Raw genomic sequence first — 13962 nt, 5'->3', positions numbered from 1 at the left:
GCGGTTGTAGGCGCTGGCTTGCCAGCCAAGGGTTCAGCGCCGACCCACAAGCCCTGCGCCGTCATTCCGGTCTACAACCATGAAACTGCCGTGCCCGCCGTGGTCGACGCGCTCCTGGCCCGGGGCCTGCCCTGCGTATTGGTGGACGACGCCAGCAGCCCGGCCTGTGCGGCGGTGCTGGAACAACTGGCCGAGCGCGAGCAGGTATTCCTGATTCGCCTGGCCATCAACCAGGGCAAGGGCGGCGCGGTCATGGCCGGCCTGCGCGAAGCCGCTCAGTTGGGCTTCAGCCACGCCTTGCAGGTCGATGCCGACGGCCAGCACGACCTGGCGGATGTGGATCACTTCATCCAACGCTCACAGGCCCATCCCGAGGCGCTGATCTGCGGTTATCCGCAGTACGACGCCAGCGTGCCCAAGGGGCGCCTGTACGCCCGCTACCTGACTCACGTCTGGGTCTGGATCAACAGCCTGTCGCTGCAGATCCCGGACTCCATGTGTGGCTTCCGGGTCTATCCCCTGCCCGCCACGTTGGCCCTGCTGGACTCGGTGCAACTGGGGCGGCGCATGGACTTCGACCCGGAGATCCTGGTGCGCCTGTCCTGGCGCAACCAGCCCATGCACTGGCTGCCGACCCGGGTGCACTACCCCCAGGACGGCCTGTCGCACTTTCGCCTGTTCCACGACAACGCGCTGATTTCCAAGATGCACGCCAAGCTGTTCTTCGGCATGTTGCTGCGCCTGCCGCTGATTCTCTGGCGCCGGTGGCGTTCATGAGCCTGGAGCAACCCAAGGAGCCCGGCAGCGAACACTGGGCCGGCCATCAGGAGCGCGGCAGCTTCTGGCTGATGAAGCTCACCGCCTTCGGTGTACGAGTGCTGGGGCGCCGGGTGCTGAGCCCGGTGCTGTACGCCATAGTCTTCTACTTCTTCCTGTTCGGCCGCCGCGCCCGCCGCAGCATCTGGCAGTACCAGCAGCGCCTGGCCCAATGGAGCGGGCGCGACGAATTGCGCCCCAGCCACTGGCGGGTGTTCGGCCAGTTCATGGCCTTTGCCGATGCCCTACTGGACAAGCTCGATGTGTGGAACGGCAAGTTGCGCATCGAACAGATCGAAATCGTCGACCCGGCGCAGCTGCGCCATCAGCTGCGCGGGGAACGCGGACAGCTGCTGGTGGGCGCGCACCTGGGCAACCTGGAAGTCTGCCGGGCCCTGGCCGAGCTGGGCGAGCAAGTGACCATGAACGTGCTGGTGCACACCAAGCACGCCGAACGCTTCAACCGCCTGCTGGGCGAGGCCGGGGCCAGCAACCTGCGACTGATCCAGGTCAGCGAGCTGGACCCGGCGATCATGCTGCAACTGAGCCAGCGCCTGGATCGCGGCGAGTGGCTGGCGATTGCCGGCGACCGCGTACCGCTGCACGGCGGGCGCAACGTGCGGGTGGATTTCCTCGGCCATCAGGCCGCTTTTCCCCAGGGCCCCTGGCTGCTGGCCGGGCTGCTCAAGTGCCCGGTCAACCTGCTGCTGTGCCTGAAACAGCAGGGCCGCTACCAGGTGATCCTCGAGCCCTTCGCCGAGGCCGTGCAGTGGAAGCGCAATGACCGCCAGCAGGTGATCGCCCAGTGGACCGCCCGCTACGCCGAGCGCCTGGGCCAGTACTGCCTGCAGGCACCGCAACAATGGTTCAACTTTTACCCATTCTGGAAGACCGATGACGACCTCGACCCATGAGCCGGTAACCTTCGGCGAACACCCCCTGCGCATCGAAGACGTGCTGGCCCTGGCCAACCGCCAGGTGCCGACCCGCCTGCAAGACGACGCCGCCTGGCGCCAGCGGATTGCCAAGGGTGCGCAGTTCCTCGACTCCCTGCTGGACAAGGAAGGGGTGATCTACGGCGTGACCACCGGCTACGGCGACTCCTGCGTGGTGGCAGTGCCGCTGCAGCATGTCGAGGCCCTGCCGCGTCATCTGTACACCTTCCACGGCTGCGGCCTGGGCAAGCTGCTGGACGCCCAGGCCACCCGCGCTGTATTGGCCGCACGCCTGCAGTCGCTGTGCCACGGGGTTTCCGGGGTCCGAGTGGAACTGCTGGAGCGCCTGCAGGCCTTCCTCGACCAGGACATCCTGCCGCTGATCCCGGAAGAGGGCTCGGTGGGCGCCAGCGGCGACCTGACGCCGCTGTCCTACGTGGCGGCCACCCTGTCCGGCGAACGCGAGGTGCTGTTCCGCGGCGAGCGTCGTGAGTCCGCCGACGTGCACCGCGAGCTGGGCTGGGAGCCCCTGGTGCTGCGGCCCAAGGAAGCCCTGGCGCTGATGAACGGCACCGCAGTGATGACCGGGCTGGCCTGCCTGGCCTTTGCCCGGGCCGATTACCTGCTGCACCTGGCCACCCGCATCACCGCCCTCAACGTGGTGGCCCTGCAAGGCAATCCGGAGCACTTCGACGAACGCCTGTTCGCCGCCAAGCCGCACCCGGGGCAGATGCAAGTGGCCGCGTGGCTGCGCCAGGACCTGGCCATCGACGCACCGACCGCGCCCCTGCACCGCCTGCAGGACCGTTACTCGCTGCGCTGCGCGCCCCATGTGCTCGGCGTGCTGGCCGACAGCCTGAACTGGCTGCGGGGCTTTATCGAAACGGAACTCAACAGCGCCAACGACAACCCGATCATCGACGCCGAGGCCGAACGCGTGCTGCACGGTGGGCACTTTTATGGCGGGCATATCGCCTTCGCCATGGACAGCCTGAAGAACCTGGTGGCCAACGTCGCCGACCTGCTGGACCGGCAGTTGGCGCTGCTGGTGGACGTGCGCTACAACCACGGCCTGCCGAGCAACCTGTCCGGCGCCAGCGCCGAACGCGCCATGCTCAATCACGGGTTCAAGGCGGTGCAGATCGGCGCCAGCGCCTGGACTGCCGAAGCCCTGAAAAACACCCTGCCGGCCAGCGTGTTCTCCCGTTCTACCGAGTGCCACAACCAGGACAAGGTGAGCATGGGCACCATCGCCGCCCGCGACGCGATCCGCGTGCTGGAGCTCACCGAGCAAGTGGCCGCCGCCACCTTGATCGCAGCCAACCAGGGCGTCTGGCTGCGCCGCCAGGAAGCCGACGCCCGGCCGTTGCCGCCGGCCCTGGATGCCATGCACCAGCAACTGGCCGCAGACTTCCCACCGGTGATCGAGGACCGCGCCCTGGAGCGCGAGCTGCGCCTGTGCCTGCAACGTATCGCCGAACAACACTGGAGGCTGCATGCGCAGTAAGGGAGTGATCCACGCCGACACCCAGGTCCAGGTGCCGTTCTTCGACGTCGACACCATGCATGTCGTCTGGCACGGGCACTACGTCAAGTACCTGGAAGTCGCCCGCTGCGCCCTGCTGGACAAGCTCGGCCACAACTACAACCAGATGCTCGAATCCGGCTACGCCTGGCCGGTGATCGACCTGCAACTGCGCTACGTGCGCGGCGCGGTGTTCGGCCAGACCCTGAACGTGCGCGCCAGCCTGGTGGAATGGGAGAACCGCCTGAAGATCAACTACCTGATCACCGACCTGGCCAGTGGCGAGCGCCTGACCCGCGCCAGCTCGGTGCAGGTGGCCGTGGAGATCGCCAGCCGGGAGATGCAACTGGCCTCGCCCAAAGTCTTCACCGACGCCGTTGCCAGGGCCCTGCCATGAGGGTAGGAGCGAGCTTGCTCGCGAAGATCGTGGGTCTGTCGGCCAATTGCATGATGCCAGGCACCCTGGTGCGGCGGTTCGCGAGCAAGCTCGCTCCTGCGCTACTGGTGTTGCTGGTGATACCGGGGTTGGCCCAGGCCTTCGATCTGCAACAACTGAGCGACCAGCTGTCGCGGCCGGAGGTGATCCACGGTCGCTTCATCCAGGAAAAACACCTGCGCGCCCTGCCCCAGCCTTTGACCAGCAAGGGCCACTTCGTCCTGGCGAAAAACCATGGCCTGCTGTGGCTGCTGCAGACCCCGTTGCAGCAGGACTACCGCATCACCGCCGCCGGCATTGCCCGGCGCGATGCCGGCGGCTGGCAGATGCTTCCGGGCAAGAGTGCCGGTGCCGAACAGAACCGCCTGTTCCTCGCCGTGCTGCAAGGCGACAGCAGTGGCCTGCAGCGTGACTTCGAACTCAAGCTGCAAGGCAGCGCGCAGAACTGGCAGTTGCAACTGATCCCCCGCTCCCTGCTGCTGAAACAGATCTTCAACCAGATCAACATCGACGGCGGCGAGCTGGTGCAACGCATCGAACTGCTGGAAGCCCAGGGCGACCGTACCTTGCTGATCATGCAGGACAGCAGCAGTGCCCAACCCTTGAGTGAAGCGGAGCAACATGACTTTGCCGAGTGAACGCTGGCTGCCGCGATCCTTCCTGATCCTGCTGGCCCTGGTGCTGGCCTTGGGCGCCTGGCAATGGCGCCACGGTGCGCCCCTGTCCGCCAACCTGATGGAACTGGTGCCCGGCACCGCCCCGGACGCCCTGGAGCTGCTGGCCGAACAGCGCATGCAGGAACCGCTGAACCGGGAAATCCTGGTGCTGGTGGGGCATGCCGAGCGCGAAAAAGCCGTGGCCATGGCCCGGCAACTGGCCGAGCAATGGCAGGCCAGCGGGCTGTTCGAGAAGGTCCAGTGGAACCTGCAGGCCGACCTGCCGGCCTTGCGCAAGCAACTGCTGCAAGGCCGCCTGGCCATGCTCTCGGCCCCTGACCGCGAGCAGTTGATCAACCAGCCCCAGGCGTTCATCGAGCAGCGCGTGCAAAGCCTCTTCGACCCCTTTGCCGGCTTCTCCCTGGTGCCGAGCCAGAATGACTGGCTGGGCCTGACCGGACGTATTCAGAACAGCCAGCCGCAACACGGCGCGGTGCAATTGGACATCGGCAGCGGCGCCCTGGTGGCCGACGCCGATGGCAAACAATGGGTACTCCTGCGGGCCCGCACCAACGGCAATGCCTTCGACATGCAATTGCCCTTGCAGGTGGCCGAACTGCTGGACCACAGCCGCGAACAGGCCGGCCACAGCGATGTACAGCTGCTGGCCGCCAGCGGCTTGCTGTACGCCGCCAACGGCCAGCAGCAGGCCAGCCGGGAAATCACCTGGGTCGGCGGAGGCGCCACCCTGGGCATCCTCTTGCTGCTGCTCCTGGCCTTCCGCCGCTGGCGCGCCTTGCTGGCCTTCGTCCCGGTGCTGGTGGGCATGCTGTTCGGCGCCGTGGCCTGCGTCGCGCTGTTCGGGCGCATGCACGTCATGACCCTAGTGCTGGGCTCAAGCCTGATTGGCGTGGCCGTCGACTACCCCCTGCATTACCTGTCCAAGAGCTGGAGCCTGAAACCCTGGCGCAGCTGGCCGGCCCTGCGCCTGACCCTGCCCGGGCTGAGCCTGAGCCTGATCACCAGTTGCATCGGCTACCTGGCCCTGGCCTGGACCCCATTCCCGGCGCTGACCCAGATCGCCGTGTTCTCCGCCGCCGGCCTGCTGGGGGCCTACCTGTCGGCGGTGTGCCTGCTGCCGGCCCTGCTCAAGGGCGTCGAACTGCGTCCGGCGCAATGGCCGCTGCGGGTCGCCGAAGCCTTGCTCGGGGTGCGTGCCGCGCTGCTCAAGCGTGTGCCGAGCCCGGCGTTGCTGGCCCTGTTGGCGCTGTTCTGCGCCGCTGGTTTGTGGCAGCTCGAGAGCAAGAACGACATTCGCCAATGGGTCGGCGCACCGCCGCAACTGATGCAAGAGGCCCAGGCCATTGCGCGGATCACCGGCTATCAACCCACCAGCCAGTTCTTCCTGGTGCGCGCGACCGATCAGCAGCAATTGCTGGAACGCCTGCGCGCCCTGGACCTGCGCCTGCAACAACTGGTGAGCCTGGGCAAGCTCAAGGGCTACCTGTCCCTGGACCAACTGGTGAGCCAACCCGCCGAGCAGCAACAAGTGCGCGAGGCCCTCAAGCAACTGCCGGGCGTCTGGCAGCCGCTGCTGGCGCTGGGGGTGCCCCTGCCGGCCCTGCAAGCGGAGTTGAAACAACTGCAGGACCTGCCCGTGGCCGACATTGATACCGCGCTCATCGGCCCCCTGGCCGAGCCTTATCGCCCGTTGTGGCTGGGCAGCAACGCCAGCGGCGTAGCGGCCATGGTCAGCCTGCAAGGCCTGAACGACGCTGCCCTGCTGCGGGTCCAGGCCGATGACCTGCCAGGGGTGCAACTGGTGGATCGCCTGGGCGAGCTGAACCGCGTGTTCGCCGCAACCCAGGTCAGCGCCGCCGAACTCAAGCTGGCGTCCTGCGTGCTGATCGTGCTGCTGCTGATCCTGCCCTTCGGTTTCGGTGGCGCCTTGCGCCTGGTGGCCCTGCCGCTGCTGGCAGCCTTATGCAGCCTGGCCAGCCTCGGCTGGCTGGGCCAGCCGCTGACCCTGTTCAGCCTGTTCGGCCTGCTGCTGGTGACGGCCATCAGCGTCGACTACGCGATCCTCATGCGCGAGCAGATCGGTGGCGCCGCCGTGAGCCTGCTGGGCACCTTGCTGGCGGCCCTGACCACCTGGCTGTCGTTCGGTCTGCTGGCGGTGTCCAGCACCCCGGCGGTGAGCAACTTCGGTCTGGCGGTGAGCCTGGGGCTGGCCTTCAGCTTTATCCTCGCGCCCTGGGCCGGCCACACGCCGCATCCGACGCCAGCCGCAGAGAACCCGCCATGCTGATCCTGCTGTTCTGGCTGCTGGCCCTGGCCCTGTTCGCCCTGGCCACCTACATCGGGCGCCACCTGGGCCTGATTCCGATTGTCAGCCAACTGCTGCTGGCGACCTTCGGCCTGCCGTTACTGATGCTGCTGTGGATCGAGCCGCACTGGCAGCTGGGCGGCGCGCAGCTGGTATCGCCGCAATGGCTCAAGTTCCTCTACGGCCTGAGCTTCGCCCTGCTGCTGGGGCACATCCTCAGTGATGTGATCGACCTGCGCCTGGACCGTCAGAGCCTGAAGATCGCCGTGCCGAGCTTCTGCATTCCCTTTGCCTGTGGCCTGGCCACGGCCTTCTGGCTGCTGCCGGCACAACCCTGGATCAGTTCCCTGGCGGTGGGCCTGCTGTTCGCCATTACCGCAATCCCGGTGCTTTACCTGTACCTGCGACACATCCAGTACCCGCCCGCCGCTACCCGGCGCCTGGTGCAGACCGCGATCCTCATCGACCTGACCTGCTGGACCCTGTTCGCCCTGGCCCAGGGCAGCCTGCAGGTGAGCAGCCTGCTGCTGCCCCTGGCGGGCGCCTGCCTGCCCCTGGTGCTGCGGGTCCTCGGCCTGCGCCAGCCCCTGCTGCACAGCCTGGGGTTCTTCGGCCTGCTGGTGCTGGCCGAGCACTACAAGCTCAATGCGCTGATCTTTGGCATCGGCTACCTGTTGTGCATGGCCGCCCTCAAGCTGCCGCTGGTGCTGCCGTTAAAGGCTGCCTGGATGAACCGCTTGCAGACCTTGGTTGCCATTCCGCTGATCCTCACGTTCGGCATCGTGCAGATCAACGTGCACAGCGCCATGGACAGCCTCGGCTGGGTGCAACTGACGGCGCTGCTGTTGCTGCCGATTGCCAGCAAGCTGCTGGGCAACTGGCTGGGCCTGAGCTGGGCCGGCGCCTCTTTCGAGGGCGCCAGCCGCTGGCGGGAAAGCCTGCTGCTGAACATTCGCGGCTTGAGCGAGATCGTCTTTCTCAACCTGCTGCTGCAACAACAGTTGATCAGCCCGGCGCTGTACTTCGCGCTGATGCTCATGGGCCTGATCGCCACCCTGCTGCCGGCCCTGGCCGGGATGCACCGAACGCCTGCGGCCGCGGTAAACGCGGCCCCCCTGAACCTGAACATCGCCGAACCGGCAAGGAGCCCCAGTGCCAACAGTTGAAATGCAACGTCGCCAGGTCGTGGTGATTGGTGCCGGCCCCTCGGGGGCCATCGCGGCCGCGCTGCTCAAGCGCCAGGGCCACGACGTGCTGATCGTCGAGCGGCAACATTTCCCGCGTTTCTCCATCGGTGAAAGCCTGCTGTCCCACTGCCTGGATTTCGTCGAGGAAGCCGGCATGCTGGAGGCAGTGCAAGCCGCCGGTTTCCAGCTCAAGAACGGCGCAGCCTTCGCCTGGGGCGAGCACTACAGCGCCTTCGATTTTGGTGACACCTTCAGTAACGGCAAGCCCACCACCTTCCAGGTGCAGCGCGCCGACTTCGACAAGCTGCTGGCCGACCAGGCCGCCCTGCAAGGGGTCGAGATCCGCTACGGCGAAGAGATTGTCGCCGTAGACGTGGAACGGCCGTTGCCGCAGCTCGACTGCCGCCGTGAAGACGGCAGCCAGTACCGCATCGAAGCCGACTTCATCCTCGACGCCAGCGGCTACGGCCGGGTCCTGCCACGCCTGCTGGAACTGGAGGCACCGTCGAACTTCCCGGTGCGCCGGGCGGTGTTCACCCATGTCGAGGATCGCATCGACTGCGAGCATTTCGACCGCAACAAGATCCTTATCACCACCCACCCGGAACACCGCGACATCTGGTTCTGGAGCATCCCCTTCAGCAACGGCCGCTGCTCGGTGGGCGTGGTGGCCGCCGACGAACACTTCGCCGGGCGCGATGGCGACCTGGACGCCTGCTTGCGCGGCTTCATCAACGAAACCCCGAGCCTGGCCAAAGTCCTGGAAAACGCCGAGTGGGACACCCCGGCGCGGACCATCGGCGGCTACTCGGCCAACGTCACCACCCTGCACGGCCCGGGCTTCGCCCTGCTGGGCAATGCCGCGGAATTCCTCGACCCGGTGTTCTCCTCCGGCGTGACCATCGCCATGCGTTCATCGAGCATGGCCGCCGCGGTGCTGCACCGTCAGTTGCAAGGCCAGAGCGTCGATTGGCAGAGCGAGTTCGCCGAACCGCTCAAGCGTGGCGTCGACACCTTCCGCTGTTACGTCGAAGGCTGGTACGCCGGCACTTTCCAGGACGTGATCTACCACCCGGGCAGCTCGCCGGAAATCCGCCGCATGATCAGCTCGATCCTCGCCGGCTACGCCTGGGATGAGCGCAACCCCTTCGTCAGCGAGCCCAAGCGCCGGCTCAAGGCCCTGTCGCAAGTCTGTGCGAGGGAGGTGGCATGAGCGAGCAAAGCGGCCAATACCTGAGCCCCAGCTACGTCGAGGAAACCCGCTTCGGCTTCTGGTTCCTGCGCAGCCACACCTGGCAGCACCATGTGCTGCGGGTGGCGATCAACGACCTGCGCTCGCTGTTCGACGGCGAGCCGCCCGCCCATCCGGTGCTGCTGGATGCCGGCTGCGGCCAGGGCAAGTCGTTCCAGTACCTGCGCCAGGTGTTCGCTCCGCAGCGCCTGATCGGCCTCGACGCCGACCCCCACAGCCTCGAGCTCAGCGCCGAGGAAGCCCGGCGCCAGCAACTGCAGGTGGAACTGATCGGCAGCGACTGCGCGACCCTGGAGCTGGCGGACGCCAGCGTCGACCTGTTGTTCTGCCACCAGACCTTCCATCACCTGGTGGAGCAGGAAAAGGCCCTGGCCGAGTTCTACCGGGTGCTCAAGCCGGGAGGCTACCTGCTGTTCGCCGAATCCACCGAGGCCTACATCGATACCTGGGTGATCCGCTGGCTGTTCCGCCATCCGATGCATGTACAGAAAAGCGCCGCCGAGTATCTGCAGATGATTCGTCGGCAGGGCTTTGAGTTCGGCCCGCAGAACGTGTCTTATCCTTACCTGTGGTGGAGCCGCGCCAAAGACTTCGGCCTGTTGGAGCGCCTCGGCCTGCGCCAGCCGCCGCCGGTGGGCCAGCGCGAGGAAACCCTGGTCAATGTGGTGGCCCGCAAGCCCCTGAATCCCCCGGTCGCCGAGGAAGGTCTGCCCGCATGATCCGCGCTCTGCTGCTCGGTTGTGTCCTGTTGCTGAGCGCTTGCGTCAGTCAGGCTCCGCTGCCCGAGCGCACGCCTTCCCTGGTGTTGCCGTTGCAGTTGCATGTGCAGCGCCAGGCGGATGGCCAACGCCAGGACTGGCTGCTGGTGATCCAGGCTGAAGGCGCGGACCTGCGCTGGTCGCTGATGGACCCATTGGGCATTCCCCAGGCCCGTCAGCGCCTGGTGCATGGCCAGTGGCAGGCCGATGGCCTGCTGCCCCCCAACCCGGAGGCCCGGGAGCTGTTCGCAGCGCTGCTGTTCGCCCTCACACCCGAGGCGGAACTGGCCGCCAACTACCCGGGCGCTCGTCAGCAAGGCGCCCAACGTACCCTCGGCCCACGCTGGCGGATTGACTATCAACAACTTCTGGATTTCGAGTTGAACCTGCCTCAAGGCCCGCACTACCACATCACTGCACTGAGTACCGAGGCCACCCCATGACGGCCTACCTCAATGCCCTCGGGGTGATTTGCGCCCTGGGCCGCAATCGCCAGGAAGTCGCCCGCAGCCTGTTTGCCGGCGACTGTTCAGGCATGCGCGACGAAAGCCACTGGGTGCCCGAGCGCACCTTGCCGGTGGCGGCGGTGCGCGGTCCACTGGCCCCCATGCCCAGTGGCTTCCAGGCGCAAAACAGCCGCAACAACCAATTGCTGCTGGAGGCCACGCTGCAGATCGAGGACGACATCCGCCAGGCGATCCAACGCTATGGCCGTGGCCGCATCGGTATCGTCCTGGGCACCAGCACCTCGGGCATCGACGAAGCCAGTCGCGGCATTGCCCGTTATCTGCAGGACCGGCAATTCCCGGCGGATTACGACTACCGCCAGCAGGAGCTCAGCGCGCCGGCAAACTTCCTCGCCGACTGGCTGCAACTGTGCGGCCCGGCCTATGTGATTTCCACCGCCTGCACCTCCAGCGCCCGGGCCCTGATCAGCGCCCGGCGCCTGCTGGACCTGGGCCTGTGCGACGCGGTGCTGTGCGGCGGGGTCGACAGCCTGTGCCAGCTCACCCTGAACGGTTTCACCGCCCTGGAGGCGGTGTCCGCTCAGCGCTGCAATCCGTTTTCCCGCCACCGCGACGGCATCAACATCGGTGAAGCGGCGGTGCTGTTCCTGATGAGCAAGGAACCGGGCCGTGACTCGCCCATTGCCCTGCTGGGCGGCGGTGCCAGTTCCGATGCCTACCATATTTCCGCCCCGGCCCCCGACGGTCGAGGAGCCTTGCAGGCCATGAAACTGGCCCTGCACAGTGCCGGCTTGCAGCCACAACAGATCGGCTACCTGAACCTGCACGGCACCGCCACCCAGCACAACGACGCCATGGAGAGCCTGGCGGTGGCCCAACTGTTCCCCGAAGGCGTGCCCTGCTCATCGACCAAGCCCATGAGCGGCCACACCCTGGGGGCCGCTGGTGCCCTGGAGGCCGCGTTCTGCTGGCTCAGCCTGAGCGCCGAGAACCCCGCCCAGGCACTGCCGCCGCACCTCTGGGACGCCCAGGCCGACCCGGCCCTGCCGGCACTGCGCTGGGTCACCCCGGCCGACCGCCTGGACCCGCATGCCCCGCGCCGCCTGATGAGCAACTCCTTCGCCTTCGGCGGCAACAACGTCAGCCTGATTATCGGAGACGCCCCATGATTGACTGGCCGCTCGCCGAGTTGCTGCCCCATGCCGGGGACATGATCCTCATCGATCAGGTCCTGGCTTTTGATGAAGAACAGATCCGCACTCGCCTCCAAGTTCGCCCCGGCGGCCTGTTCAACCGCGCCGATGGCAGCCTGCCGGCCTGGGTCGGCATCGAACTGATGGCCCAGAGCGTCGCCGCCTACGCCGGTTGCCGCGCCCGCCAGCAGGGCTTGCCGGTGGAGCTGGGTTTTCTTCTGGGCACCCGTAAATTCGAGTGCAACGTTGAACATTTCCCCGTCGGCAGCACCCTGGAGATCCACGCCCTGCGCTCCCTCGAAGACGACAACGGCATGGGCGTGTTCGAGTGCCACCTCAGCGGCCCCGGCATTGCCGCCAGCGCGCGCCTGAATGTGTTCCGTCCGCCCCAGGCCGCCGACTATCTGCATGAAACACCTGCCTCTTCTACAGGAACCCCGTCATGACTGACTCCGTACTGGTCACCGGCTCCAGCCGTGGCATCGGCCGTGCCATCGCCCTGCGTCTGGCCCAGGCTGGCTATGACCTGGTGCTGCATTGCCGCAGCGGCCGCAGCGAAGCCGAAGCCGTCAAGGGCGAAGTCGAGGCCCTGGGCCGCAGCGCCCGCATCCTGCAATTCGACGTGTCGGACCGAGCGGCCTGCAAGGCCGCGCTGGAAGCCGACGTTGAGACTCATGGCGCCTATTACGGCGTGGTGCTCAATGCCGGGCTGACTCGCGACGGCGCCTTTCCGGCCCTCAGCGAAGAGGACTGGGATCAGGTGCTGCGCACCAATCTCGACGGTTTCTACAACGTCCTGCACCCGGTGATGATGCCGATGATCCGCCGCCGCGCCGCCGGGCGCATTGTCTGCATCACCTCGGTGTCGGGGCTGATCGGCAACCGTGGCCAGGTCAACTACAGCGCTTCCAAGGCCGGGTTGATCGGCGCCGCCAAAGCCCTGGCCATCGAGCTGGGCAAGCGCAAGATCACTGTCAACTGCGTGGCCCCGGGCCTGATCGACACCGCCATGCTCGACGAGAACGTGCCGGTGGACGAGCTGATGAAGATGATCCCCGCCCAGCGCATGGGCACCCCGGAAGAAGTCGCCGGCGCGGTGAACTTCCTGATGTCCGCCGAGGCCGCCTACATCACCCGCCAGGTGCTGGCGGTGAACGGGGGCCTGTGCTGATGAAACGCGTGGTCGTCACCGGCATGGCCGGCATCACCTCCCTGGGCAGCGACTGGGCCAGCATCGCCGAGCGCTTCGCCGCCAACCGCAGCGGCATCCGGCGCATGGACGAGTGGGACAGGTTCAGCGAACTCAATACCCGCCTGGCCGGCCCTATCGACGACTTCCAGGTGCCCGGCCACTGGACCCGCAAGCAACTGCGCAGCATGGGCCGGGTTTCGCGCCTGGCCGTGGGCGCCGCCGAGCAGGCCCTGGCCGACGCCGGGCTGCTGGGCGACCCGTCGATCAAGGACGGGCGCATGGGCGTGGCCTGCGGTTCTTCCACCGGCAGCACCGACGAGATCAAGGCCTTCGGCAACATGCTGCTGAATTCGGTGGCCGAAGGGCTCAACGCCAACTCCTACGTGCGCATGATGCCCCACACCACCGCGGCCAATATCAGCATCTTCTTCGGCCTCACCGGGCGCCTGATTCCCACCTCCAGCGCCTGCACCAGCGGCAGCCAGGGCATCGGCTACGCCTATGAAGCGATCAAGTTCGGGCGTCTGCCGCTGATGCTTGCTGGCGGTGCCGAAGAGTTGTGCCCCACCGAGGCCATGGTGTTCGACGCGCTGTATGCCACCAGCCTGAAAAACGATGCGCCCCACACCAGCCCGCGGCCCTACGACACCGACCGCGACGGTCTGGTGATTGGTGAGGGCGGCGGCATGCTGGTGCTCGAAGAACTGGAACATGCCCTGGCCCGCGGCGCGCGCATTCACGCGGAAATCGTCGGCTTCGGCAGCAACGCCGACGGCCAGCACACCACCCGTCCCGAGCAGAGCACCATGCGCCGGGCCATGGAGCTGGCGCTGGAGGATGCGGCCCTGTTCCCGGCGGCCATCGGCTACGTCAACGGCCATGGCACGGCCACCGAACAGGGCGATATCGCCGAGACCCAGGCCACCAGCAGCCTGTTCGGCAATCGCATGCCCATCAGCTCGCAGAAGAGCTTTCTCGGCCACACCCTGGGCGCCTGCGGCGCGCTGGAATCCTGGTTCAGCATCGAGATGCTCAACCGCGACCTGTACGTGCACACCTGCAACCTGGATCAGGTCGACCCGCGCTGCGGCGAGCTGGACTACCTGCAGGGCGGTTTCCGGGCCATGAGCCACGAATACGTGATGAACAACAACTTTGCCTTTGGCGGCGTCAACACCTCGTTGATCTTCCGCCGCTGGTCCTGATGCCTCACCTCACT

General features: G+C 66.7%; 14 protein-coding genes. All 14 read left to right on the top strand.

The genetic code is table 11. The annotated features are described in order from the left end of the window. Nucleotides 1–18: 18 nt before the first annotated feature. Genes Q8O96_RS20235 through Q8O96_RS20170 form a run of 14 tightly spaced genes read left to right on the top strand, consistent with a single transcriptional unit; the run spans nt 19 to nt 13948 of the window. The gene (locus tag Q8O96_RS20235) at nt 19–777 is read left to right on the top strand and encodes a glycosyltransferase family 2 protein (RefSeq protein ID WP_102863060.1); all 759 of its coding nucleotides are present in this window, start codon (nt 19–21) and stop codon (nt 775–777) included. Beyond that, the gene (locus tag Q8O96_RS20230) at nt 774–1730 is read left to right on the top strand and encodes a glycosyl transferase (protein WP_102882067.1); all 957 of its coding nucleotides are present in this window, start codon (nt 774–776) and stop codon (nt 1728–1730) included. The genes Q8O96_RS20235 and Q8O96_RS20230 overlap by 4 nt, the downstream gene beginning before the upstream one ends. After that, a complete protein-coding gene (hutH, locus tag Q8O96_RS20225) occupies nt 1711–3258 on the top strand; it encodes a histidine ammonia-lyase (RefSeq protein ID WP_305949294.1) in 1548 nt (515 codons plus the stop codon). The genes Q8O96_RS20230 and hutH overlap by 20 nt, the downstream gene beginning before the upstream one ends. Next, entirely contained in the window at nt 3248–3673 is a 426-nt protein-coding gene (locus tag Q8O96_RS20220; RefSeq protein WP_102862823.1) for a thioesterase family protein, read from the top strand. The genes hutH and Q8O96_RS20220 overlap by 11 nt, the downstream gene beginning before the upstream one ends. Beyond that, entirely contained in the window at nt 3670–4350 is a 681-nt protein-coding gene (locus tag Q8O96_RS20215; protein WP_102862822.1) for an outer membrane lipoprotein carrier protein LolA, read from the top strand. Before Q8O96_RS20220 ends, Q8O96_RS20215 begins: the two co-directional genes overlap by 4 nt. Beyond that, on the top strand, nt 4334–6676 hold the full coding sequence (locus tag Q8O96_RS20210) for an MMPL family transporter (protein ID WP_305949293.1): 2343 nt from the start codon (nt 4334–4336) through the stop codon (nt 6674–6676). The genes Q8O96_RS20215 and Q8O96_RS20210 overlap by 17 nt, the downstream gene beginning before the upstream one ends. Further along, nucleotides 6670–7860 carry a sodium:proton antiporter gene (locus tag Q8O96_RS20205; RefSeq protein ID WP_305949292.1) on the top strand — a complete coding sequence of 397 codons (1191 nt, stop codon included), beginning with the start codon at nt 6670–6672 and terminating at the stop codon, nt 7858–7860. The genes Q8O96_RS20210 and Q8O96_RS20205 overlap by 7 nt, the downstream gene beginning before the upstream one ends. After that, nucleotides 7847–9094, top strand: a complete 1248-nt coding sequence (locus tag Q8O96_RS20200; protein ID WP_305949291.1) for an NAD(P)/FAD-dependent oxidoreductase — start codon at nt 7847–7849, stop codon at nt 9092–9094. Before Q8O96_RS20205 ends, Q8O96_RS20200 begins: the two co-directional genes overlap by 14 nt. Further along, on the top strand, nt 9091–9852 hold the full coding sequence (locus tag Q8O96_RS20195) for a class I SAM-dependent methyltransferase (RefSeq protein ID WP_305949290.1): 762 nt from the start codon (nt 9091–9093) through the stop codon (nt 9850–9852). The genes Q8O96_RS20200 and Q8O96_RS20195 overlap by 4 nt, the downstream gene beginning before the upstream one ends. After that, complete coding sequence (locus tag Q8O96_RS20190) at nt 9849–10334, top strand: DUF3261 domain-containing protein (protein ID WP_102862817.1); 486 nt, start codon at nt 9849–9851, stop codon at nt 10332–10334. The genes Q8O96_RS20195 and Q8O96_RS20190 overlap by 4 nt, the downstream gene beginning before the upstream one ends. Next, nucleotides 10331–11527, top strand: a complete 1197-nt coding sequence (locus Q8O96_RS20185; RefSeq protein ID WP_102862816.1) for a beta-ketoacyl-[acyl-carrier-protein] synthase family protein — start codon at nt 10331–10333, stop codon at nt 11525–11527. The genes Q8O96_RS20190 and Q8O96_RS20185 overlap by 4 nt, the downstream gene beginning before the upstream one ends. Next, nucleotides 11524–11997 (top strand): hotdog family protein, encoded by a 474-nt coding sequence (locus Q8O96_RS20180; protein ID WP_102862815.1) that lies wholly within the window; start codon nt 11524–11526, stop codon nt 11995–11997. Before Q8O96_RS20185 ends, Q8O96_RS20180 begins: the two co-directional genes overlap by 4 nt. Then, nucleotides 11994–12722, top strand: coding sequence for a 3-oxoacyl-ACP reductase FabG (fabG, locus tag Q8O96_RS20175; protein ID WP_102862814.1), 729 nt, complete (start codon nt 11994–11996; stop codon nt 12720–12722). The genes Q8O96_RS20180 and fabG overlap by 4 nt, the downstream gene beginning before the upstream one ends. Further along, nucleotides 12722–13948 carry a beta-ketoacyl-ACP synthase gene (locus tag Q8O96_RS20170; protein WP_102862813.1) on the top strand — a complete coding sequence of 409 codons (1227 nt, stop codon included), beginning with the start codon at nt 12722–12724 and terminating at the stop codon, nt 13946–13948. Before fabG ends, Q8O96_RS20170 begins: the two co-directional genes overlap by 1 nt. Nucleotides 13949–13962: the final 14 nt, after the last annotated feature.

The organism is Pseudomonas sp. LPH60 (genome assembly GCF_030718165.1).
GTDB classification, from domain to species: Bacteria; Pseudomonadota; Gammaproteobacteria; order Pseudomonadales; family Pseudomonadaceae; genus Aquipseudomonas; species Aquipseudomonas danubii.
This window is presented reverse-complemented; position numbering and strand designations above follow the sequence as displayed.

Bases quoted from the DNA above. Each gene is read 5' to 3' on its own strand.
- Q8O96_RS20230 (WP_102882067.1), top strand. From the start codon at position 774: ATGAGCCTGGAGCAACCCAAGGAGCCCGGCAGCGAACACTGGGCCGGC.
- hutH (WP_305949294.1), top strand. From the start codon at position 1,711: ATGACGACCTCGACCCATGAGCCGGTAACCTTCGGCGAACACCCCCTG.
- Q8O96_RS20220 (WP_102862823.1), top strand. From the start codon at position 3,248: ATGCGCAGTAAGGGAGTGATCCACGCCGACACCCAGGTCCAGGTGCCG.
- Q8O96_RS20215 (WP_102862822.1), top strand. From the start codon at position 3,670: ATGAGGGTAGGAGCGAGCTTGCTCGCGAAGATCGTGGGTCTGTCGGCC.
- Q8O96_RS20210 (WP_305949293.1), top strand. From the start codon at position 4,334: ATGACTTTGCCGAGTGAACGCTGGCTGCCGCGATCCTTCCTGATCCTG.
- Q8O96_RS20205 (WP_305949292.1), top strand. From the start codon at position 6,670: ATGCTGATCCTGCTGTTCTGGCTGCTGGCCCTGGCCCTGTTCGCCCTG.
- Q8O96_RS20195 (WP_305949290.1), top strand. From the start codon at position 9,091: ATGAGCGAGCAAAGCGGCCAATACCTGAGCCCCAGCTACGTCGAGGAA.
- Q8O96_RS20190 (WP_102862817.1), top strand. From the start codon at position 9,849: ATGATCCGCGCTCTGCTGCTCGGTTGTGTCCTGTTGCTGAGCGCTTGC.
- Q8O96_RS20185 (WP_102862816.1), top strand. From the start codon at position 10,331: ATGACGGCCTACCTCAATGCCCTCGGGGTGATTTGCGCCCTGGGCCGC.
- Q8O96_RS20180 (WP_102862815.1), top strand. From the start codon at position 11,524: ATGATTGACTGGCCGCTCGCCGAGTTGCTGCCCCATGCCGGGGACATG.
- fabG (WP_102862814.1), top strand. From the start codon at position 11,994: ATGACTGACTCCGTACTGGTCACCGGCTCCAGCCGTGGCATCGGCCGT.
- Q8O96_RS20170 (WP_102862813.1), top strand. From the start codon at position 12,722: ATGAAACGCGTGGTCGTCACCGGCATGGCCGGCATCACCTCCCTGGGC.